20 protein-coding genes are annotated in these 20,899 nt (G+C 59.6%); 5 read left to right on the top strand and 15 right to left on the bottom strand.

Annotated features, from left to right (window positions below):
* The first annotated feature begins 4 nt into the window (after nt 1-4).
* The 4 genes from PLJ71_08910 to PLJ71_08895 all read left to right on the top strand — a co-directional run bounded on the left by PLJ71_08910 (nt 5) and on the right by PLJ71_08895 (nt 3,024).
* A complete protein-coding gene (locus PLJ71_08910) occupies nt 5-268 on the top strand; it encodes a hypothetical protein (protein ID HQM48796.1) in 264 nt (87 codons plus the stop codon).
* A gap of 12 nt (nt 269-280) precedes the next feature.
* Nucleotides 281-883 carry a hypothetical protein gene (locus tag PLJ71_08905; GenBank protein ID HQM48795.1) on the top strand — a complete coding sequence of 201 codons (603 nt, stop codon included), beginning with the start codon at nt 281-283 and terminating at the stop codon, nt 881-883.
* Nucleotides 884-1,268: 385 nt separating this feature from the next.
* The gene (locus PLJ71_08900; GenBank protein HQM48794.1) at nt 1,269-1,694 is read left to right on the top strand and encodes an OsmC family protein; all 426 of its coding nucleotides are present in this window, start codon (nt 1,269-1,271) and stop codon (nt 1,692-1,694) included.
* A gap of 184 nt (nt 1,695-1,878) precedes the next feature.
* The gene (locus PLJ71_08895) at nt 1,879-3,024 is read left to right on the top strand and encodes a site-2 protease family protein (protein ID HQM48793.1); all 1,146 of its coding nucleotides are present in this window, start codon (nt 1,879-1,881) and stop codon (nt 3,022-3,024) included.
* A 9-nt stretch (nt 3,025-3,033) separates the two neighbouring features.
* Here PLJ71_08895 and PLJ71_08890 read toward each other — a convergent pair whose 3' ends face one another.
* Entirely contained in the window at nt 3,034-4,302 is a 1,269-nt protein-coding gene (locus PLJ71_08890) for an MgtC/SapB family protein (protein HQM48792.1), read from the bottom strand.
* Between the two features lie 75 nt (nt 4,303-4,377).
* Entirely contained in the window at nt 4,378-4,668 is a 291-nt protein-coding gene (locus PLJ71_08885) for a hypothetical protein (GenBank protein ID HQM48791.1), read from the bottom strand.
* Between PLJ71_08885 and glgP the strand changes: the two genes are divergently transcribed.
* The gene (glgP, locus tag PLJ71_08880) at nt 4,667-6,814 is read left to right on the top strand and encodes an alpha-glucan family phosphorylase (protein HQM48790.1); all 2,148 of its coding nucleotides are present in this window, start codon (nt 4,667-4,669) and stop codon (nt 6,812-6,814) included. The genes PLJ71_08885 and glgP overlap by 2 nt on opposite strands.
* 38 nt (nt 6,815-6,852) lie before the next feature.
* On the opposite strand, the gene PLJ71_08875 is transcribed toward glgP, so the two are convergent.
* From PLJ71_08875 to PLJ71_08815, 13 genes are all read right to left on the bottom strand, one after another.
* Nucleotides 6,853-7,767: a CHAD domain-containing protein gene (locus PLJ71_08875; protein HQM48789.1), complete on the bottom strand. Its 915-nt coding sequence runs from the start codon at nt 7,765-7,767 to the stop codon at nt 6,853-6,855.
* 166 nt (nt 7,768-7,933) lie between these two features.
* Nucleotides 7,934-10,204: an alpha-glucuronidase family glycosyl hydrolase gene (locus tag PLJ71_08870; GenBank protein ID HQM48788.1), complete on the bottom strand. Its 2,271-nt coding sequence runs from the start codon at nt 10,202-10,204 to the stop codon at nt 7,934-7,936.
* Between the two features lie 191 nt (nt 10,205-10,395).
* On the bottom strand, nt 10,396-11,469 hold the full coding sequence (gene arsB, locus PLJ71_08865) for an ACR3 family arsenite efflux transporter (GenBank protein HQM48787.1): 1,074 nt from the start codon (nt 11,467-11,469) through the stop codon (nt 10,396-10,398).
* 25 nt (nt 11,470-11,494) lie between these two features.
* Entirely contained in the window at nt 11,495-12,340 is an 846-nt protein-coding gene (gene arsM / locus PLJ71_08860; protein ID HQM48786.1) for an arsenite methyltransferase, read from the bottom strand.
* Nucleotides 12,341-12,454: 114 nt separating this feature from the next.
* Nucleotides 12,455-13,156, bottom strand: coding sequence for a cytochrome c biogenesis protein CcdA (locus PLJ71_08855; GenBank protein ID HQM48785.1), 702 nt, complete (start codon nt 13,154-13,156; stop codon nt 12,455-12,457).
* Nucleotides 13,157-13,182: 26 nt separating this feature from the next.
* Nucleotides 13,183-14,514, bottom strand: a complete 1,332-nt coding sequence (merB, locus tag PLJ71_08850) for an organomercurial lyase (GenBank protein HQM48784.1) — start codon at nt 14,512-14,514, stop codon at nt 13,183-13,185.
* A gap of 63 nt (nt 14,515-14,577) precedes the next feature.
* The gene (locus tag PLJ71_08845) at nt 14,578-15,267 is read right to left on the bottom strand and encodes a flavodoxin family protein (protein HQM48783.1); all 690 of its coding nucleotides are present in this window, start codon (nt 15,265-15,267) and stop codon (nt 14,578-14,580) included.
* A gap of 30 nt (nt 15,268-15,297) precedes the next feature.
* Nucleotides 15,298-15,687 carry a putative zinc-binding protein gene (locus PLJ71_08840; protein ID HQM48782.1) on the bottom strand — a complete coding sequence of 130 codons (390 nt, stop codon included), beginning with the start codon at nt 15,685-15,687 and terminating at the stop codon, nt 15,298-15,300.
* Nucleotides 15,688-15,713: 26 nt separating this feature from the next.
* Nucleotides 15,714-15,947: a thioredoxin family protein gene (locus PLJ71_08835; GenBank protein HQM48781.1), complete on the bottom strand. Its 234-nt coding sequence runs from the start codon at nt 15,945-15,947 to the stop codon at nt 15,714-15,716.
* 25 nt (nt 15,948-15,972) lie between these two features.
* Nucleotides 15,973-17,280, bottom strand: coding sequence for a permease (locus PLJ71_08830; protein HQM48780.1), 1,308 nt, complete (start codon nt 17,278-17,280; stop codon nt 15,973-15,975).
* Nucleotides 17,281-17,357: 77 nt separating this feature from the next.
* On the bottom strand, nt 17,358-17,681 hold the full coding sequence (locus PLJ71_08825) for a metalloregulator ArsR/SmtB family transcription factor (GenBank protein ID HQM48779.1): 324 nt from the start codon (nt 17,679-17,681) through the stop codon (nt 17,358-17,360).
* A gap of 195 nt (nt 17,682-17,876) precedes the next feature.
* On the bottom strand, nt 17,877-19,433 hold the full coding sequence (locus tag PLJ71_08820) for a glycoside hydrolase family 28 protein (protein ID HQM48778.1): 1,557 nt from the start codon (nt 19,431-19,433) through the stop codon (nt 17,877-17,879).
* A gap of 23 nt (nt 19,434-19,456) precedes the next feature.
* A complete protein-coding gene (locus PLJ71_08815; protein HQM48777.1) occupies nt 19,457-20,749 on the bottom strand; it encodes a hypothetical protein in 1,293 nt (430 codons plus the stop codon).
* Nucleotides 20,750-20,899: the final 150 nt, after the last annotated feature.

Below are 20,899 nucleotides of genomic sequence, written 5' to 3'. Positions count from 1 at the left end.
CGCCATGAACGTCCCATTCAAAACCGTCGAAGAGATCGCCCGCCGCGCGCGACAAGAACACCCGGCGCAGGGAGATGTCAGAGAGGCCGTGCTCAAACGCATACGGACCACAGCCCCGCCGCGGTTTTCCGACGCGCCGCTCCTCGTTTTTACGGCGGTCTATGTGACGGCCTCGGTAATAATGTGCACCGTTGCGATTAACCTTGCCACCGAGGCAGCGGACCCGCTGGCCCCGCTATTCGCCCTGGCGCAAACGCTTACCCTGTAGGAAGCCCTTGGCATGCTCGAAAAGGAAGCACGGAGAGCCGGTGGAATGAAGGCCTATTGGTGGCACGCGTTCATAATGATCACTCTGGCATTCATAAGCGGCCTCGCCGCTGGCGGCGCCGCCACCGCCATCTACTTCCACTCAGCCGGTTTTCGGTTGCCCCGCGGCCTGAGAATGGACCCCGTTTCCGTCATGGAGTATCTGCGCGATGAACTGAAGCTTCCTCCCGAAAAAGAAGATGCCGTCCGCACAATTCTACGGAAACATCATGCAGAGTTCATGGCTTACCGCCGTGAGACGATGCCGCGCATCCAGACGCTGTTCGATCAATTGCGTGAGGACATCGCGGCGCAATTGACGCCGGAGCAGGCAGCGATTTGGCGTGAGAAGTTCGAAGCATCACGGCGCCGCTCCTTCCCCATTCGACAAATGATTTGGATAGCGGATATGAATAACGACGGGCTTGTGGATGAGGCCGAACTCCGTACAGGATTCCCCGACATGAACCCGGACTGGTTCGCGAAAACCGATGTCAATAAGGACGGCGCCCTCGATGAAGCGGAGATCCGCAACGCGGAAACCGACCCCGAACTAATCGGTTACGGTCCCCCCTGAGCGCCATTGAGAGTCCTGCCTCCGTGGCGCGCGCACCCTACTTGTTTCCTTCAAGGCCTCTCGCGCTCTCGATGAGGCCGGCATGCCCATGGCGCACGACGGGACGGTCGTCCACAACAAGTAATGGAATGACACCATAAAGAAATTCGGCCAATCCCCAATCCGCGCCAGCAACGTCCCGCGGCCTAGAATCTGTCGCAAGTGCTTCCAACATTTAGGCTTACACAGAAATAACCGGTTTCCTATGAGAAATTATCGGGGCGAACGGACGTGTTCCTATTGCGGAGATACGTCGAACATTACAAAAGGGAATGATACTGTCGCGGCTCTTGCCGGCGTCCGTTCGCGCCCGGCACGAGAACGAGAATGGAAAGGAGAAACTGGGATGCCTGTAAGAAAAGCAGAAGCTTATTGGGAAGGAAGTCTCCAAAAGGGCAAAGGGGCCATGAAACTGGGTAGCGGCGTTTTCGAGGGCGCTTATTCCTTCGGAAGCCGCTTTCAGGAGCAGGCCGGCACCAATCCGGAAGAGCTGATAGCAGCCGCCCATGCCGGGTGTTTCTCGATGGCTTTCTCGGCACTCCTCGGTGAGGAAGGGTTCACGCCCAAGCGCATCGACACGACCGCAAAAGTCACCATCGAGAAAACAGATTCCGGGTTTGCCATCACGCACATCCAGTTGGATATGAAGGCCAGTATTCCAGAGATCGACGCGTCCCAGTTCACGGAAATCGCCCACAAAGCAAAAGAGGGCTGCCCAGTTTCCAGGGCCCTCGCGGGCGCCCGGATAGACCTCGAAGCCACCCTGCTCTAGACAGTCCTGGGGCTTCTCCATCGATGCAAGTCCGCCGCCCCGGCACGGCTCATGACGGGCGGGGGCGGTAGTCTTACGAGCGCGGCGGTTTCTCAACACCGCAAACCCTGTATACTAATGGATACTTGGCAAAGGCGCCCGCCCCGGCAGGGTTGCCCGGGGAGAAGCTGCGGAGACTGAAGAGATGTTCACGCAAAAGTTCAAGTTATTTCGACTGTTCGGTTTTTCGGTCGAAGCAGACGCCACCTGGCTGCTTCTTGCGCTTCTTGTTACATGGACCCTGGCCTCGGGAGTATTCCCCCATTACTTCGAGGGCCTGCCGGCTCAAACCTACTGGATCATGGCCGTGGTGGGCGCGGCAGGCTTATTCATGTCCATCATTCTGCACGAATTGGGACACTCGCTCGTTGCCCGGCATTTCGGGCTGCAGATCAAGAGCATAACCCTCTTCGTATTCGGCGGCGTAGCGGATATGGAAGACGAGCCGGCCAGCGCCAAAGCCGAATTGCTGATGGCTGTAGCAGGACCCGCCACGAGCATCGCGCTCTCTTTGGCATTGTTTGGCGCCGCGCTGCTGTTTGCGCCAGGCAAAGGCATCAGTCCCCTCCAAGGCGTGCTGGCGTATCTCGCCTGGCTCAACGGCATTCTGGCAGCATTCAACCTGCTGCCGGCGTTTCCGCTCGACGGAGGACGCGTCTTCCGTGCGCTGCTGTGGGCGTGGCGGGGGAATCTGCGCTGGGCTACGCGTTTCGCATCCCGCGTGGGCGGCGGTTTCGGCATTGCCCTGATCGCCCTTGGCGTCTTCTCGCTGTTTTCAGGCAACGTCGTCGGCGGATTCTGGTGGATCCTCATCGGAATGTTCATGCGCTCTGCATCCCAATCATCCTACCGGCACTTGCTTGTCCGCCGCGCGCTTGAAGGCGAGAACCTTCGCCGTTTCATGCGCACCGAAGTCGTTACCGTCCCTCGCTACATCTCGCTTCAAGAACTCGTAGACGAGTATGTGTACAAGTACCACTTCAAGATGTTTCCCGTCGTCGAAAATGACCGAATTCTGGGATGCGTCTCGACGCGGGGAATCCGCAGCGTCGACCGCGATGAATGGGGCCGGACGCCCGTGGGCGAGATCATGGAGAGCTGCGCCGGGACGAACAGCATCGCGCCGGACGAAGACCCCATGAAAGTACTCTCAATAATGAGCAAGAGCGGCAACAGCCGATTGCTCGTCGTCGAGGGAGACAAGTTGGTCGGCATTATCACCTTGAAAGACATCCTGAGCTTCCTGTCGCTCAAAATGCATCTCGAAGAAGGCGAAGAACTGCCCGAGTGACAAGGGCGCTTACCCGGTCAGCCAGACAACGGCGCCCGCGCCACCGGGAGAAGGCCAAGCGTAAAGGATCACGGCGCCGATCACCAGCGCGATGCCAAAGAACAGCGCCGTGCGCAGCGCAAGGCGCCGGTTGCTCAGCACCGCCACGGCGATTCCCTTGAACACGAGGTTCGCCATGGCCCCAACCATGATCAAACGCCATCCGATATCGGAGGCAAGTTCGCCCTTTTCCACCAGCTGCGCCGTAGAGAGGGTGATCGCATCCATTTCCGTCAGGCCGGACAATGCCGCAACGGCATACAGACCCCGCGTTCCAAAATGGTTCTTGCCGGCCGCAACGGCAAACGCCACGACCCCGTAAAGCAATCCAAACACAATGGCGGCTTTCATATCTGATGGCGGTCTCTCCTGGGAAAGGTTCTGACCGTTGGGGCGGGTCCACAGATAGGCAATCCCGTTAACCGCCGCCATCATCGCCATCATGATGACGAGGGGCGGCGCCGTAGCCGCCAGGATTCCGGGAGCGACAACGGCAATCTCGAAGATGACTCTCCCGAAAACCACTGTCGAGGCCATGAAAATAACGAGCGCCGCCGCTGGCGCCGCGGACGGATACTGCCGGGTGTTCCGGGCATAGCTCACGGTCGCGGCGGTGCTCGAAATGAGGCCGCCGAGAATACCACCCAGGAAAACGCCCACACGCGCGCCAAGGAGCTTGTACGCCATGTAGGCGCCGAGGCTGATGCCCACAATGAGAACGACCATCAGCCATATCTTGAAGGGATTGATGACTTCCAACGGGCCAATGGCCCGATTGGGAAGAACGGGCAGGATCACGAGCGCGATGAGGATCAGACGCATGATCGCCTGAACGTCCTCTTCACCGATGCGTTTCACAAACCCGTGCAGAGGCTTCTTCCAGTGAAGCACGAGCGCCACCGTGCCGGCCACGGCCGTCGCGGGCGCCATGTAGTCCAGGGCGAGGATGACACCAACGAAGAACATCACAAACGCCGCGGCGTCCGTAGTAAGGCCCATCTCCGATTTCCCGTTCAGGGTTCGAAGATAGTTTTCAAAGATGATAAGCATCGCCAAGGCAACCGTTGCCGCGGCGACAACCCATCCGTCGAACCGGCTGGCGGCCATCGCGCTCAGCGTGCCCATCAGCGTGATTAGCGGAAACGTCCGGATGCCAGCGTATTTTGACGCCCACTCGCGCTGCATGCCGACAATCATCCCCAGACCCAGCGCCAGGCCCAAGTATTGAAATTCCTTCACGCCAAACCCCTTGCGAGCATTTCGCCGCTTCCTGCCTCGAGGAAGCAGCCGCGGAAAACCGGCCGCGCAACAGTGTCACCCGTGGTCGAGAAACAACAACAGGCCCATCATATACGTCAGGCGCCCGTTCCCCACCTTACCCGACCGCGCCCCCTGAAACAAGGCCGAGGGCATATTGACGTTCGCAACGGGCACGGTGTAGGGTGATTGTATTGGGTTTGCATCCATCGAATGGCTTGCAGGAACTTCCGCATCGTTTCCATGCGCGGCCGCGGCAATTGCCGCATGCTCCAAAGAGCATAAGGTGACCAGGTGAAGAGCGCGCGTGTTGCCCACCGCGTGCGAACCAGAAATACGGTGAGCCATGAAAATCTCCCTGCGCTTACGGGAATTGGCAAGAAACCTTTATTGGACATGGCACCCCGAGATCATCGCCATATTCCGGGACATCGACCCGGCGTTATGGCGCGAAGTGAATCACAATCCAGTCGCGTTTCTGAAGCGGTTGCCCGATGAGACGCTTCAGGAACGCGAAACCGAACTCGCCATTGACACCCGCATCACCCACGCATTTCACCAGCTGAACACCTATCTTGGCGAACGCGCTACGTGGGGCGCCCGGGCCGTCGGTCCCACCAAACTGAATCCGATAGCCTATTTCTCCGCCGAATTCGGCCTCCACGAATCGCTGCCCATCTATTCCGGCGGCATGGGCGTACTTGCTGGAGATCACTTGCAGGCAGCCTCCGACCTCGGAATTCCACTCGTGGGCATTGGCTTGTATTACGCTTATGGTTACTTCAAGCAGCGGCTCGACAACGAGGGGTGGCAGCGCGAGGATTATCTTGAGGCCGAGGTCGAGAATCTGCCACTCGACGTGGCCAGAAGCGCACAGAACCAGCCGTTGCGGGTAGCGGTCGAAAATGGCAACCGAAAGACCTGGGCACGAGTCTGGCGCGCCGAAGTCGGCCGATGCACGCTGCTGTTGCTGGATACCAACGTCGAAGAGAATTCGGAGGAAGACCGCGGCCTCACCGGCCAGTTGTATGGCGGCGACGCGTACACACGCCTCCGGCAAGAACTCATCCTGGGCATCGGGGGAATGCGGGCGCTCGAAGCTCTCGGGATCCGCCCGAGCGTGATCCACATGAATGAAGGCCACAGCGCGTTCGCCACCCTCGAGGCTGCGCGGCAGATAATCGAACATGAGCTCCGCTCGTTTGACGAGGTCAAGGACCGGGTCGCCAACCGGACGGTCTTCACCACTCATACCCCCGTAGAAGCGGGGCATGATCGATTTCCAGCCGACCTCTTCCTGAGCATAGTGAATCCAGAGCGCAAACGCTTGAGAATGTCAGAGAAGGACCTGCTCGCGCTTGGAAGAGTCAATCCCCAAGACGACAACGAACCGTTCTGCATGACGGTACTGGGGCTGAAAATGGCGCGATTCCGCAATGCGGTCTCCGCCATTCACGAGCGGGTAAGCCGCCGGATGTGGCAAGAGCTTTGGCCGTCACGCACACCTGAGGAGATTCCCATCTATCACATCACAAACGGTGTGCACACAACCACGTGGCTGGCCATGCCCATGGCGCGGCTCTACAGCCGCTATCACGGCGAAGACTGGGCCGAACGCGCACATCAGATTGACATCTGGGCCAACATCGAGAGTATCGACAACGTTGAATTCTGGGAACAACATCAGATCTTGAAAAACAACCTGGTCGATTACGTCCGCCGCTGCCTCTGCCACCAGACATCACGGCGCGCCGGACAAGCTGCCGCCGAACTGGACCCCAAGAAGTGTCTAGACCACAATGTTCTCACGATTGGTTTTGCCCGCCGTTTCGCCGCTTATAAGCGGGCAACGTTGATCTTCGGCGATCTCCAGCGGCTTGAACGGCTCGTGAACCACAAGGAACGGCCCGTGCAATTCATTCTCGCAGGGAAAGCGCACCCCAACGACGAAAACGGGAAGGGGCTGATCAAGCACGTCTACGACGTAACGCAAATGCCCCAGTTCAAGGGCAAAATCGTGTACATCGAAGACCACGACATCAATGTGAACCGCCACCTTGTCCAAGGCGTAGACGTTTGGCTCAACAATCCCAGACGGCCCCGCGAAGCGTGCGGTACCAGCGGTCAGAAGGTGGTATTGAATGGCGGGCTCAATCTCTCGGTGCTCGATGGCTGGTGGGCCGAGGCCTACGACGGGTTTAACGGATTTGCCATCGGCGCGGGCGAAGAATACAGCGACCCCGACCGCCAGGACGAACACGACCGCGAAGCCCTGTTCTCATGCCTTGAAAACGAAGTGGCCCCCCTGTTTTACGCCCGCGACAGCGATGGCATTCCCAATGAATGGATTGCCCGGCAAAAACACGCACTCCGGACTCTCCCGTGGCGATTCAGCGCCGCACGGATGGTGATTGACTACATGCAGAGCTGCTACATCCCGGCATCGGGCGCCACGACTTCTACATTCCCTGGCGCTAAGGACGCGCGGATGTAACCCGCAAAGAGACTCGGGCCTGCGCGAACGGTTCCCCATCACCCTGGAGTAGAAGCACGCGCTATATACCAATAGACCTCCAGACGGTCCGCGAAAGCCGCCGGTTTTTCAGCGTAAATACGCTTCCCCAGAGCCAGCGCAGCACTGCGGAGTTCATCCTGGCGGAGTGAAACAAAACCCATCACCGTTTGGAGTTCTGGCGCGCCTCCAGACAGCTCAGGATTCCCGGAAAGCGTTGCCCGCAAATCGGCCAAGTCGTGATCCGCGCCCAACGCGTCGCCGAGAATGTCCAGCTCCGCCACAAGCGCACTCATCATTGCGGGCCATGAAGCCTCGAGAATACGCGCGTGATACCACAAGTACTTTGCGCTCTTGCGCCATTCGTGGAAGTTGTTATCGCTTGCGGCCTTCGTGACCGTGCGAAGCCCCTTGCGTCCCCTGCGATACACCCCGCGAACCCCCTTGGCCATAGCGGAAAAATTGCGCGCCTTGATTGGCCAGTCTTTCGCCCGGCCGCGTGCCGCGCGCAACAAGTCAGCCACGTCAGCCAGGGCGCTCTTCCGCTCCGGGTCATCCCCGTGAACGGCGTCCACTTGCTCCTGAAGGTTGGCGAGCAAAGGATCAAACGCATCCACGCCGGTTTGGCCGGAGAAATAAGACTTGAGGTTTTCTACCGTAGCCACTTGTACGGCCACCTCACGCAGCCCCGCGAGACGTTTCGCGGCTTCGCGGTAACAGGCGTTCTCGCTCTTGTAGACCTTCTCTCCAAGCTCATCACGGGCCATGCGCAGAACTGCACGAAGCTTCTTCATTCGCTTCCGCACATCGTGAATCGCTTCGTCTCGGTCCATGGCCGGATTACTGGCGTTCTCGAGCGCCTGGTCGAGTTGCTCCAGCGCGATACGCTTCAAACCGTCCGCGGGATTCTCGTTCGGCTCCAGACAGTACGCCATCCACACCTCCTCGCGTTTTGCGACAGGGAAACGAGCCTCACCTCTTCCGGCCCGCAGGTGCAGCCCAGACCGCTCTCGCCCCCCCATTCTTACACCTGCCGCGTGACGGAGTCCAACCCGTGGAAGCATGGCCGTATCACGCGCCGGTCATGGGGCTTCGCGGGGCTCATTGTGGCTTCGGCGCCCCGTCGTACTGGGTCCGCAATTCTTGCGCTTTGTTTTTCAGGGGGCGGTAGATGTATTCGGCCATGGTTGCCACCGCGCCGCGGTCTGACTGGTTTCTGGCGACTTTTGCCAGGGTATCGATGGCCTTAAAAGCGACCGTGCGGGCCGCCTCCGCATAATCCGCTGCTTCGGCAAGCTGTGCCTTGTACTTCTGCGAATCGGTCTGTTGTTGCGCTTCCCTGGCCGCAGCTTCGGCCGTAGCCGCTTTCATAACCGTTTCGATCGTATCGAAAAAGCCCACGGCAAATTCGAGCCGGCCATTCCAGTAGTCGACGTAGGACTGGGCCTCTTTCCGCTCCGAACGCGGCGCCTGCCGCACTAACTCCAAGGCCGCCCGGTAGTCCTCCCGGTCCTTGGCGAGTTCTTCGGGGAACGGTCCCGCGGACCAGTGCCGCATGATCATGGTGGGCACGGGGAACCCGATGCCCAGCCCGTGATCCTCCAGGGCGGCGGTGGCTGCCTCGATTCTGCTGAAAGCCTGAAGCATGGGCTCGACGGCTTCTTCGCTGCATACCGCGCGAATAAAGTCCCTGTACGCCGAGTCGGGCGTCGTTGCCGGGTCCCAGGCAGCCTTTGTCAGGTAGGCAACAGCCGGATCGAGGTCGCTGATCATCCATTGCCGGGTACAGAAACCGGCCAGCCCGTGATCACGCATTTCGCGAACGAGCTCGTGGAGCGAACCGGTCGTCAATTGCGGTGGCACCCCGACACCGTCGTCTTGAAGCGTCAGCGCGAGGATCGTGGGGACTTCGCCGGCCGGGATTCTGTCGAAAGCTTCACGCCGGCGCAACACACGGGTCGGCGTATAGTCGAGAACGATCAGGAGCTCGGTATCGCCGGGCATCACCCGGGGAAGAATGGGGAAAAGCTCCTCGGCAACCTCGTAATACACGAACCGCGCGCCGGGTTTCGCGGATACGGGCACGACGTCCGTCCTCAGACGATCCAGGAAACACAACCCCGCGAGGTCGCCCTTGACCTGCCTGACTGCCCGGTCGGGCCCCCCGGTGAAATTGACGCGGCGGGAGGCGTCTTCCAGAACGGCGTCGAGCGTGGTAACTTCACCGATGCGGTAGCGCGCATCGAGCTCCTGCCACGCCCAGGTGTAGAGGTCGATCCAGCTCGGCCATTCCGTACCGGCTGGGAAGCCGTACGAATCCACTTCGTTGTAAGTACTCAAAAGCGTCCGGAGCACGGAGCCCGCCACACGCAGCAGGTCCGGGTTGTCGGGTCTTACGGAAGGACCGGGGCTTACGGTGAGTTGACCCAGTTGCTGAACGACTTCCGTTTCAGGCAGGACTGCCGCGAATTCCTTCGGAAAGTCCGTAATGGAACCCACGAAACTGGATTCAATGCCGCGGCTATGGGCATAGGCAATGAGCTCGTGGCAGTGTTTCTCTCCCGCGGCGATCAGCGCTTCGGCACCGGCTTCGGGCAACGGCAAATCAGGGTTCCAGAACTCGGTCTCGTTTCCAAAGAGCGCGCGGCCCGGCATGTCTTCGGTGATGGGGAAGCGGGCGCCGTACCAGAGGGTGGCTGTCTGTTGGGTCACGCCCTCGACTTTCAAGCCGAGGAAAGGCTGTGAAGGACCGCTGCTCACCCTGATCCGGTTGAATTTGAGCTTGGCCAGTTGATCGATGAACGGGCGGTATTGGGCCATACTCCAGCCTTCCATACCGAACGCGAAGTCGCCCATGGTTTTCCACATTCGCACGCGGAACACCGGCTCGAACACCTGGTCGATCTCCGGCAGATAGATTTCCTCGCGCGGCTCAGGGTAGACGTCGCCGTCAAGCAGGTAGCGCACGCCGTACCGCTCGCCCAACTCGTAGACCCCCCACAGAACCGCCACGGGACTCCCGCCGACGATGGTCATAGACGGCGTTCCCTGTTTCCATGGCGTGCGGCGCAACAAGAACCCTTGTCCGGTCAGAGGCACGGGCAAGGCCGCCCCCGGGAATCCGCCCGCATGCTCCCTCGTGCCAACAAAGAACAGGAAATCCCCATTCTCACTGGGCGCCGCAACGACGGCCGGAGACATACTGAACAAACGCCCCAGGCAACGCTGGAGTTCCTCCGCGGCGAACTTCTCGAGCGGAGCGCACTCCCCGGACACGACCACCTCGACCTGAGCGGCCGCGGACGGTATTGTCGGGGAAGCAAGGCTCAGCATGACAACACACGCACCGATAAGCTGCCGAACGCGATTCACGGCCATTCCCCCTCCCCCCGCGGAATCACGTGCCGAAGCGGGCTCATAGTACCACCCCAGGGCTTTCTTTTCGGAGCGACCTGAACGTATTAGAGGCTCTTCACGCGGCTATCCTATCCGCCTCTTCTGGTTTCGTCAATGGCCATCTCGTCCGCTGACTCACTGTCTCTTGATAGCCCGTGAAGGGTCTTTCAGTCCGGCCCAGCGGGTGGTGCGGTGGCTTCCGTGAAATAGCTGCGCCGAAAATAAAGGGCAACATTAACCAGCCCGATAAGAACCGGCACTTCTACCAGCGGCCCGATAACCGCCGCAAAGGCCGCGCCGGAATTTATGCCAAAGACGGCAACAGCAACGGCGATGGCTAGCTCGAAGTTATTGCTGGCGGCTGTGAAGGCTAACGTTGCGCTTTGGGGATAGTTTGCGCCCACCTTCTTACTCATGAAGAAACTTGCCAGAAACATGACAATGAAGTAAATCAGTAATGGGATGGCGATTCGGACCACGTCCAGAGGAATTTGCACGATCAGGTTGCCCTTCAGGCTGAACATGATGACGATGGTGAATAACAGGGCAATGAGCGTGATCGGACTGATCTTCGGGATGAATTTGCCGTGGTACCATTCCTTCCCCTTGGCATTGACGAGAACAAGCCGCGTCAATATCCCCGCAAGGAACGGAATGCCGAGGTAGATAAACACGGTCTTGGCGATTTGGCCAATCGTAACGTCGACCGCCACGCCCTGAAGTCCGAACTTCGGCGGCAAAATCGTAATGAATACCCACGCGTACACACTGAAGAACAAGACCTGAAACACGCTGTTGAAGGCCACAAGCCCGGCGCAGTACTCGGTGTCACCTTTGGCAAGCTCGTTCCAAACGATGACCATCGCGATACAGCGTGCGAGCCCGATCATGATGAGTCCAACCATGTATTCCGGCTTGTCGCGCAGAAAGACAGTGGCGAGCACGAACATCAGGATTGGGCCTACTATCCAGTTCTGGACAAGGCTCAATCCCAATACGCGATAGTTCCGGAAGACATCGCCAAGGTCCTCATAGCGCACCTTGGCGAGCGGCGGGTACATCATGAGAATGAGACCGATGGCAATGGGAATGTTCGTTGTGCCAACTTGAAAGCGATGGATAAGCGCCTCAACCCCGGGAACCAGATAGCCTGTCGTGACGCCAATGGCCATACCCAGGAAGATCCAAAGCGTCAAGTACCTGTCCAGAAACGAAAGTTTCTTGGCCACGCCGTGTTCCATGTGTTCGCCCTCTTTTTGCGTATTCTCACTGTGCCGATGGCTTTTTTCCCGTCACGTACAGGCTGGTAACAAATTCATTCATACGCGTCCCTGCAGGCAGGTTCTCTATAATCTTCCGGTACAGAGGGTCATTCCAATCCGTCATCTTCTCAACATACCCCCGCTTTTCCACAAGCTCGATTTCCACAAGCCCCGCTTCTTTCGCCATCCGCTCAGTTTCCTTCACCAGAACCGCGCCCGCGATGCAGCCCACGAGCGCTTCAACCATCTCGCGCATCTCTTGAGGCAGAGGTTTCAGCAACGCCAAATCGGATACGGCCGCGCGGCCGCCGGGTTTCAGCACGCGAGCGATTTCGCGCCAGACCTGGCCCTTGTCCGGCGACAGGTTGATGACACAATTCGAGATCACCACGTCCGCGGAGTTGTCGGCCAGCGGCAGGTGCTCGATCTCGCCAAGCCTGAACTCGATGTTATCGAGGCCCGTGCGTGCGCGGTATTCTTCAGCATTTCGGCGCGCCTTCGCCACCATCTCGGCGGTCATGTCGACGCCGATGGCGCGTCCCTCGGGACCCAGCTTACGTCCTGCCATGAATACGTCGAACCCGCCGCCGCTGCCAAGGTCGACGACGGTTTCGCCGGGTTTCAACGTGGCCAAAGCGATAGGATTCCCGCAGGAAAGGCCCATATTAGCGCCCTCCGGCAGTTCCGCCAGCTCTTCAGCGTCGTAGCCAATAGCCTGAGCCAGCTGGGCGGCCTCGCCGCCCCCGCCGCCACAACAGGTCTGCGCCGGCCCACAGCACGAGCCGTCCCCTCTAGCGATAGAAGCGTAGCCTGTTCTAACCCTCTCACGGATTCTTTCTTCATTGCTCATCACGTCGTTTCCTCTCCTAAAGCCTCGGACAACTGTTCTACAAGAACTCCGGTATAATTACACATGCGCTAGCTTTCCCGCGGGGCTACACACGGGTGCAAATCCATGCTTCGCTTACGAAGCGTTATAGACCATATATAGCCCGGCTATCAGTACGAGGGCACCACAACATCGTTTCAACATCACCGTCCCACGCGACTTCTCGTTCCAGTTGAGGTATTTCTGTATGACTTCGGTAAACGTGCCCGCGAAAACGATGACGGAACAATGGCCCACGCCGTACGCCAGCAGGAGCAGCACTCCATAGGCAAGGTTGGTTGCGGCCAGTTTGAACGTCACGCCGAGCATGGGGGCCATATAGGCGAAGGTGCAGGGTCCGAGCGCGATGCCGAACACCAGCCCGAGGACAAAAGCTGCAACAGGGCCGCGCCGCTTCATGTTGATACTGCCCGGTCCAGACCAAGGCATGGGGATCACGTCGAGCAGGTGAAGTCCCACCAGAAAGAAGATGGCCGCGACGAAGTAATTCCCATACCGGCCCACATCGCCCATCATCCGCCCGGCCGCGGCCGTAATAACGCCTATCAGGCCAATGGTGATTAGAATGCCTACCGAAAAAAGCAGCGATATGAGGAACGCCCGCAGGGCGGAAGTCCGGCCCTGGCTGTCGATGAACCCCACGATCAATGGGATGCTGGCGAGATGGCAGGGGCTAAGGAGAATGCTGAGAATGCCCCAGAGAATGGATGCGCCAATAGCGATCGCCGCGCTTCCCTCGACACTGTGCGTCAACGCTGTGAATAATCCCTGCATCACGATTCGGATCCCGCTGCTTCCACCTCTTACTTGGGCACGCACTCACCGATCTTGCACGCTTTGGTGATTTGTTCAGGAGTCATCTTCATCTTTGCAGAAAGGGCTTGCTCGATAGTTACTTGGTGCCCGGTCGCGGTGGCATGTTCATCGACCCATTTCCGCAGATTCGGCTCGCTCCTGAAGAAGGCTTGCTTGAAGCAGCCTGTGGACACAACCTTTCCTTCGGCGTCTTTTTTGGCGCCGGCCCAGGCAACGGCCGTAGCTGGTTCGAGTTCCGCGACATGGCCCTCGAAGGTCTTGACTGTCACGGGCTCTCCGGTGAGCGCGTCTTTAGCCTCCACTTCGATATCCTTGCCCGTGCGTGCCGCCACACCCAATGCACACATCACGCAACATCCCCACGTCTGCATGCCATCTACGCGGACGATAGAGGCGTCCTCCGGGTAGACCGGCCGGTCACAGAACCCGCACCGGGTAGCCGTTTCTTTCGTTTCCAACTGGTCCCACGCCAAAACACTGCCCCCGGATTGGGTTTGTTCTGCCTCTGCGGCGCTATTGTCCACGAACGCCTTCACCGTTGGCCGGCCATTTGGCTCTATGCCATAGAGATAGAGAGCTTCGGTCACGGGAATCAGCTCGCCCGCGGCCCAATCCGTCACCGCCGCATTTTGATGCGACTTGTTCGCGTCGGTGAGGCTCGCGAAAGTGATGATGTAGCAGTGGGGCGAACAGAACGCGACATCTCCGGCGGGTGTTTTCATGACCGTCCTGGTCTTTTCATGGATGTCCCCGTCGCAAAGATAGCAGATGGTCTCACGCGGCCTGTCATCCGTCTGCGTCGGGGCCCAACGGCTGAATGCGGGCGTTTCCTCAGACACGGCTCCGAAATCAAAGCCCAGTTCTTTCCACGCGGCGAGAATGTCATCCTTCGCAAAGAAACCAACGTGACGGAATAGTTCCTTTCCCGAGGCGTCAAATAGAATCTGCGTCGGGATGAGTTGAATCCCGTATTCCTCGCCCGCCTCAGGATTCTCGCGGACGTCGATGAACAGGACCTCCATTTTCCCCGCATATTCTTTCTTCAACTCCTCGAGTATGGGGGCCATCATCTTGCAGGGAATACACTCTTTCGCGCCCAAATCAACCAGTCTGGGAAGGCTCTTCGCAGGTGCGGCCGCCGGCTTTGGAGACGCCGCTTCAACAGTCTCTCCCGGCGCTTGCGCGTTCACGGGGCCAGAAGCGCCCTTCTCAGGGCCGTCAGCGTCATTCGGAGCGGTATCACGCGCCTTCAACACCAACGCGCCGGCAATCGCGGCGCCCAACAAAACGACAATAAGGATCTTGTGCATGGACTTCATCAAAGAACCTCCCTATTCGGCGGCGAAGCGCGCTCGTCGTGTACGCCGTTGTGCTCCTGTCCGTCAACGATTTATCAATCCAGCGAGTTCGGCGACGCGGCGGCCGAGGCCTCTCGCGGTGCCCACTCCAAACTCGTCCCCGGCGATCGAATCATTCTGGTTCCAGAGGGTCGCGCCAATGCGGCCCGAGGGTTTCCCGTCCCCGACGACAATCAGGTCCTGGCCCAGGAACCCAGCATGGATTGAACTGACGGTGAGTTCCTGTCCGCCGTTGCGCGCGCCGCCGACGGCCAGCGCTCCGAAGACCTTGTTGCGCAACTCGAACCCGTTCTTGCGAAACGCGATGCACCGGTCGATGAAGGCCTTGCACAACGCGCTCATGTTGTTGAAGTAGACGGGCGAACCGACAAGGATGCCGACGACGGCGGGGTCGCACAGTTTCTCAGCGATGGCGGGAAAATCGTCGGTCTCGCCTTCCTTCAAAGGCAGCCCTCCAGCCACTTGAGGCGGGATGTTCAACCCAGACAACTCGATCAATTCGGTCTCGAGCGAGGGATCTTGCTCCTTGGCCGCCTCCAGGCACAGGGTCAGCCCGGCGGCGGTCGTCTTTCCTGCCCGCAAACTGGTGCTTACCGCAATGACTTTCTTGACCGAGGGTGACTCTTGTGCAAACGCTCCCTTGCCCAACGTGCCCGCAACCACGGCCGCACCCGCGGCTCCCATCAACGCTCTGCGGCCAATTTCTCCAGACATGCCAGTGCCCTCCTTCCCAAGTTGACGGTCTCAACCGGAATTTCCAGTGAGCGCTTCACGCGCGGCAGCCAACGCCTTGCCCACGTTTTCCTCGGTGGGAGGCGTTTTGCCTTTTTCCATACCCAGGGACCCGAGTTCGACGTGAGCGAGATCGTTGAATCCGCCCTTATCCATAATCTGCTTGGCACAGGCCTTGTCGCAACCGTCAATAACGACCAGCCGGTTGGCAAGCGCTGCCTTTTCCAGGATGTCCGGAATCTCCGCCGCGATGGCGGCAGTGCAACACATGAACGCCGTTTTCTCGCGCGCCAACGCGCGGGCGGCCTGATCGGCGATCGCCCCGACATCGGCGGCGCCGGAACACGCAAAGGCCATGTTGTACTGGACTTTCCCGCAACTGCATGTATTCTGCTCGGCCATACTCAAACCCTCCAAGGCGCTCCCCTCTATTGCAGCATCTTCTTGATTTCCTCGACCGTCGGCACCTTGCCCGAAACTTTCACCTCCCCATCGACAACCAGCGCCGGCGTCATCATCACCCCGAACGCCATAATCTTGTCAATCTCCTTCACTTTCTCCAATTCATATTCAACGCCCAGCTCGCGAGCAGCGGCTTCAGCGGCCTCGGCCAACTTCTGGCATTTGAAACATCCCGGCCCCAGTATCTGCAGTCTCTTCATGACTTCTTCCTTTCTATCCAGGGCGTCAAGCGCCCATAATTGCGCCGAAGAGCATCCCCGTCACGGTCGCCATCACGATGACGAGCAACACATATACAACGGTCTTTTTCGTCCCCAACACGCTGCGGAGCACGAGCATGCTGGGCAAACTGAGGGCCGGACCCGCCAACAACAAAGCGAGAGCCGGACCCTTGCCCATCCCGCTTCCGATCAATCCCTGGAGAATCGGCACCTCGGTCAGGGTCGCGAAGTACATGAACGCGCCAATCACGGCGGCGAACAGGTTTGACCACAGCGAGTTGCCGCCGACCAGGCGCGAGACATAGGCGGAGGGGATCAGACCCTCCTCACCGGGCCGTCCCAATAACAGCCCGGCCACCAGCACCCCCGCCAGCAACAGAGGCAGAATCTGCTTCGCAAAAGTCCAGGTCTGCTCAAGCCAGGACTGCATTTCCGCCGATTCCGTGTGCGCGATAATCACCAGCCCGAATAAGCCGAGCGAGAAGGGCGCCAGCGGGCCGCCGGGAGCGAAGAACGCCGCCGGAATCACGATGGCCGCGAGAACCGTCAGCTTCCACCAGCGCACGCCGAACCACAGCGCCAGGGCAGCCGCCAGAACGGCCGCCGAAAGGCCCGTCAACAGCCACTTATTGGCGTAGACCGCGTACCAGAACCCGCCAGGCGTGTCCGGCGCGCCCCAGTTCGCAAACACCAGCACCCCCGCCAGCGAAGCGAAATAGACGCCGTTCTGCCAGAGGGGGCGGCTGGTTTCCGGAACAGGCATGGCGGCGGCCGCCTTCGCCTTCGCCAACTCCTCCTTCCGGAAGATCAGGTGCATCGCAAGTCCGATGATCACGCTGAACGCGACAGCCCCGACCGCGCGGGCGACCCCCAGCTCGAGTCCGAGCACGCGGGCCGTAAGCACGATAGCCAAAACATTAATGGCCGGACCCGAGTACAAGAATGCCGTTGCCGGACCCAGCCCCGCGCCCATCCGGTAAATGCCCGCGAACAGCGGCAGCACCGTGCACGAGCACACGGCGAGGATCGTGCCCGAAACCGAAGCGACGCCATATGCCAGGACCTTCGGCGCGCTGGCACCCAGGTATTTCATGACCGACGCCTGGTTGACGAATACCGCGATGGCCCCCGCGATCAGAAACGCCGGGATAAGGCACAGCAGCACGTGCTCGCGTGCGTACCACTTCACCAGGTGCAGCCCCTCCATCACCGCGTTGTCGAACCGCGCCCAGCCCACCGGCAGGAAAAAGCACACCAGAAACCCGACAACCAGCACGGCCAACGGCTTCCATTCCTGCTTCCAATCGGTCATAACTTTGTCCCTTCTCACCAAATAACCAAGTAGGCGGGCAACAAAAGGGGGACCCTTCGGTCCCCGTCACCGTGACACTACGACTCGATGGCCGCCAACGCCTCCGCCGCCTTCTCTCTCATGACTCCCTCAATGCACGCGAACACTTTCAGCACGCAGGGTGTCCGCAGGGCGTAGAACACCATCAAGCCACGCTTTTCGTCCTGTACAATGCCCGCGTTCTTGAGCAGCGAGAGATGCTTCGACACGGTCGAGATGTCAGCGCCGACCATCTCCGTCAATTCGCAGACGCATTTCTCGCCCTTCGCGAGTTGATCAACCATAAACAGCCGGGTGGGATGGGCCATGGCCTTGATGACCTTCGCCCGAGCCTCATACCGTGCCTGCGTTTTCGCGTCCATGACAGCCTCCTGATTAGTTGGCAATTCTGCCAAATAAGAAAGGGCTTGTCAAGCGCTTCCCGCCGCAGAGGACGCAACTACGCTACACGCCTCGAGTATCCCGCCGTGAAAAGTGAACCTACCTGACGCCGCTGCTCTCCCGACTGCCCCGCCACTTCGGGGAACATGGAACACCATGCGCACCAGTTCCCGGACCTAGTCTTCGGAGGCGCCCTCCATGGGCGTCACACCTTCCGGGATGGCGTTGGCCTCGAGAACGACGTTTCGACTTCCGGAACCGTCAACCCGCAAAAAGGTGCTCACGTTTTCGCCGGGTATGCACCCGCGGATAAAAGCGTTGCGGACATTTCGGAACCCGATAAGCATTTTCTGCTCGGGCGATGCCATGCCGTCAAAACCATCGATGTCGAATCCCTCGACGTCGTCGCAGACCATGGCGGGCCGGCCGTCGGGCTGCTCCCAGGCCACCTCGACGTTGTCCATGCGTAAGTTGCGCACATGGCGCACGAAGAAACCGTAAGCGGGCAGTTTCCCGAACATCGAGTGCTCGGGGTACTTGTCTTCATTTTCAGGAACAGCGTAGATATCCTCGCGGGCGTGTTCGCCGCCGGCGAATGAAAAGCGCAGGTTGCTGAGCGTAACATTCTCCACGAAGTGGCCAGGAATACCGGTGATGGAGCAGCCCACTGGACCTGCGCCCGACGCCTCGATACCGCTGACGGTCACGTTGCGCAAAACGCCCACGCCAGGCGCGTCCATACCGTCCACGGGAGGGCGTGCGCGATTGCCCAGCCGGATGAACAGCGGGCACCCTACGTTCTTCATAGCCAGATTGGACACGACCACGCCGTCCATCGTCCCCCCGTCGACAATCTCCAGAGCCACGCCTGCGAGGCCGTTGTCGTAGACCACGCAGTTGCTGATGGCAATCTGCTGGAACCCCCCGTTGGATTCCGTGCCCATCTTGAGTGCGTTGCAGTTGCTGCTGAGGAGGCAATTCGTGATGGCGACGTTTTTCGTGGGACGAAACGCGGTGCTCTTGAGTACGATGGCATCGTCGCCGCTCCAGATGTCGCAGTTGCTGATCCGCACGTTCTCGCTGCAGTCGATATCGAGGCCGTCGTTGTTCTTGTTCACCCGCGTGCGGATCGTAACCCCGTCAACAGCCACCCCGTCGCAATCGAGGAAGTGGACGGTCCACATGGGACTGTCCCGGAGGGTGACTCCGTTCATGCGGACGCTTTTGCACGAGACGATGCGGATCAGGTAAGGCCGGACCTTGTACTCTCCGTCGAACGCCCCGCCCTGCCCGTCGATCGCGCCGGGACCTTCCATGCCAGTATTCTCGGCCTTTTCGGCGTAGATGAGGCTGCGGGTGCTGTACCTGTCGGTAAACGACCGGAATCCCTGGACCGTCTCGGGGTAGTCCTCCAGATTGGTGCTGCCCAAGAGCACCGCGCCCGCATCCACGTATAACCGCACGTGGCTCTTCAGGAACAGCGTCCCGCAAAGATAACGTCCGGGAGCGAAATACACCGCGCCCCCGCCATTTTCGTGGCATGAGTCGATGGCCTTCTGCAGGGCTGCCGTGTCGAGCGTCGCGCCGTCGCCGGTCGCACCATACTCGCGCACATCGTAAACCGCCCCGCCGGACGGGGCCGCGGCAGACAGAAGTGATACGAGCATGAACAGGCATGTGCCTGAGCCCGAAATAATGGTCCTGTTCTCGCGGAATAACGTTGCAGTAGCCATGCCAGACCTCCCCAGTCTTGGTCCTACTCGGTTCGTCCCTTGAGGGTATTGGAAAACCGTTTCAGCACGCTCATCTTTTCGGCAGGCCCTTCGAAATTCCATGCTTCGTGCACGTCGATGCCGTCGAACCCGTTTTGAAGCACGCGCCCGGCCCACTCGCTCATGCGTTGTTCCAGCGCATCAGCCTCTCCCGGAAGCCATTCCGAAAACAAGTATAACTTCGTCTTGCCGGCGCAATATTCGCGGTAGTGGGCAGCCGCCCATTGAAACAGGTCCTGGCCCTCGGCGCGCTGGATATCCGTTTTGAGCGACCAATAAGAGGCCTCGGGATTCGCCGCGATCTCGTAGTCGCCGAGTATGAACGCGTCCGCGATACCCTCGTCTACCAAGGTTCTCCAATGATTCGAGTATCGCACGACATCGTAGGTGCCAAAATGCGGGTCAACCGTGAACTGAGTGTAGCGGCCAAGTTGGAGGCCAATCCAGAGTTCCTTGCCTTGCGCGTGGCAGACCTCAGCGAGCTCCCGGTAGAGCTGAACGACAAACTCGCCTTTGATGTCGTGCCAGGACTCCTTGTCGAAATCGCCGGCGGCGCGGATATCGACGCCGTAGCGGGCTTTGAATGCGTCCGCCACGGGCTGTTCGTAACCGTAGAAATCGGTCTTGTGCGAATTGGGCATGTGGCGGCAATGGGCGCTGGTCGAACAATGAATGCCATCGGCCCCGAGAGCCAACAACTCTTTCGCCTGGGACACGCAGAACGCGCGCGCTTCGGGGAAGGCATAGCTGATCAGGCCCGGGAACCGCAGCTTGCCGTCGCGGGCAGTCCACACGCAGTGAGGGTTATCTTCGAGAAATTTCGACCGGTACCCGGGATAGAAGTTGTCGTACATATCAATCCAGACAATGGCCTTCATGCCGCGTTTGTGAGCAGCGTTGATGAAGGCTTCGGGCGGATTGCACGCCTCAAGAAAGGCCCGGTACCGCTCGATGACCTCCTTGCGGTTCGCAATGTAGCCCTCCACGTCGCCGAGCACCGGAGACTGATGGAGACGGGCGTGATCCTCATCAAATTGCATGGGGTAGCTCAGTTCCGTGCGGTACGGCAACACGCCAAGATACCCCGTGCGAATAAGGAGAACCTCGCACCCGCCATCCTGCAGGCGCCCCACCAGGGAGTCCACATCGGCTTCGGTCATCGGTTGCGGCCGGCCATACACCTCGTCGTTCACGTCCACGTCGACAATGACGGTCGGGCCATTAACGGCAGCCGCCGAAGCCACCACGATTGCGAAGGGCACAAGAAACGCTGTCATGGGAATTCCCCTATGGGCACGCAGCCTGCGTGTTTGTTGGAAGACGTTCCGCAATTGTTGTACTGGAACGCACAGCCGAAAACAAGGTCGGCGCGGCAGCAAAATGAGCCGGGAACGCCACTCAACCCATTACTGTCCCTCATGTTAAAC

Source organism: Candidatus Hydrogenedentota bacterium (assembly GCA_035416745.1).
Taxonomy (GTDB): Bacteria; Hydrogenedentota; Hydrogenedentia; order Hydrogenedentales; family SLHB01; genus UBA2224.
The sequence above is the reverse complement of the archived record's forward strand: the minus strand, read 5'-3'. Positions and strand labels throughout refer to the sequence as shown.

What these genes read in the sequence shown, in the direction of transcription:
- PLJ71_08910 (HQM48796.1), top strand. Translation starts at nt 5, where the DNA reads ATGAACGTCCCATTCAAAACCGTCGAAGAGATCGCCCGCCGCGCGCGA.
- PLJ71_08905 (HQM48795.1), top strand. Translation starts at nt 281, where the DNA reads ATGCTCGAAAAGGAAGCACGGAGAGCCGGTGGAATGAAGGCCTATTGG.
- PLJ71_08900 (HQM48794.1), top strand. Translation starts at nt 1,269, where the DNA reads ATGCCTGTAAGAAAAGCAGAAGCTTATTGGGAAGGAAGTCTCCAAAAG.
- PLJ71_08895 (HQM48793.1), top strand. Translation starts at nt 1,879, where the DNA reads ATGTTCACGCAAAAGTTCAAGTTATTTCGACTGTTCGGTTTTTCGGTC.
- glgP (HQM48790.1), top strand. Translation starts at nt 4,667, where the DNA reads ATGAAAATCTCCCTGCGCTTACGGGAATTGGCAAGAAACCTTTATTGG.
- PLJ71_08885 (HQM48791.1), bottom strand. Translation starts at nt 4,668, where the DNA reads ATGGCTCACCGTATTTCTGGTTCGCACGCGGTGGGCAACACGCGCGCT.
- PLJ71_08875 (HQM48789.1), bottom strand. Translation starts at nt 7,767, where the DNA reads ATGGCGTACTGTCTGGAGCCGAACGAGAATCCCGCGGACGGTTTGAAG.
- arsB (HQM48787.1), bottom strand. Translation starts at nt 11,469, where the DNA reads ATGGAACACGGCGTGGCCAAGAAACTTTCGTTTCTGGACAGGTACTTG.
- arsM (HQM48786.1), bottom strand. Translation starts at nt 12,340, where the DNA reads ATGAGCAATGAAGAAAGAATCCGTGAGAGGGTTAGAACAGGCTACGCT.
- merB (HQM48784.1), bottom strand. Translation starts at nt 14,514, where the DNA reads ATGAAGTCCATGCACAAGATCCTTATTGTCGTTTTGTTGGGCGCCGCG.
- PLJ71_08845 (HQM48783.1), bottom strand. Translation starts at nt 15,267, where the DNA reads ATGTCTGGAGAAATTGGCCGCAGAGCGTTGATGGGAGCCGCGGGTGCG.
- PLJ71_08840 (HQM48782.1), bottom strand. Translation starts at nt 15,687, where the DNA reads ATGGCCGAGCAGAATACATGCAGTTGCGGGAAAGTCCAGTACAACATG.
- PLJ71_08835 (HQM48781.1), bottom strand. Translation starts at nt 15,947, where the DNA reads ATGAAGAGACTGCAGATACTGGGGCCGGGATGTTTCAAATGCCAGAAG.
- PLJ71_08830 (HQM48780.1), bottom strand. Translation starts at nt 17,280, where the DNA reads ATGACCGATTGGAAGCAGGAATGGAAGCCGTTGGCCGTGCTGGTTGTC.
- PLJ71_08825 (HQM48779.1), bottom strand. Translation starts at nt 17,681, where the DNA reads ATGGACGCGAAAACGCAGGCACGGTATGAGGCTCGGGCGAAGGTCATC.
- PLJ71_08820 (HQM48778.1), bottom strand. Translation starts at nt 19,433, where the DNA reads ATGGCTACTGCAACGTTATTCCGCGAGAACAGGACCATTATTTCGGGC.
- PLJ71_08815 (HQM48777.1), bottom strand. Translation starts at nt 20,749, where the DNA reads ATGACAGCGTTTCTTGTGCCCTTCGCAATCGTGGTGGCTTCGGCGGCT.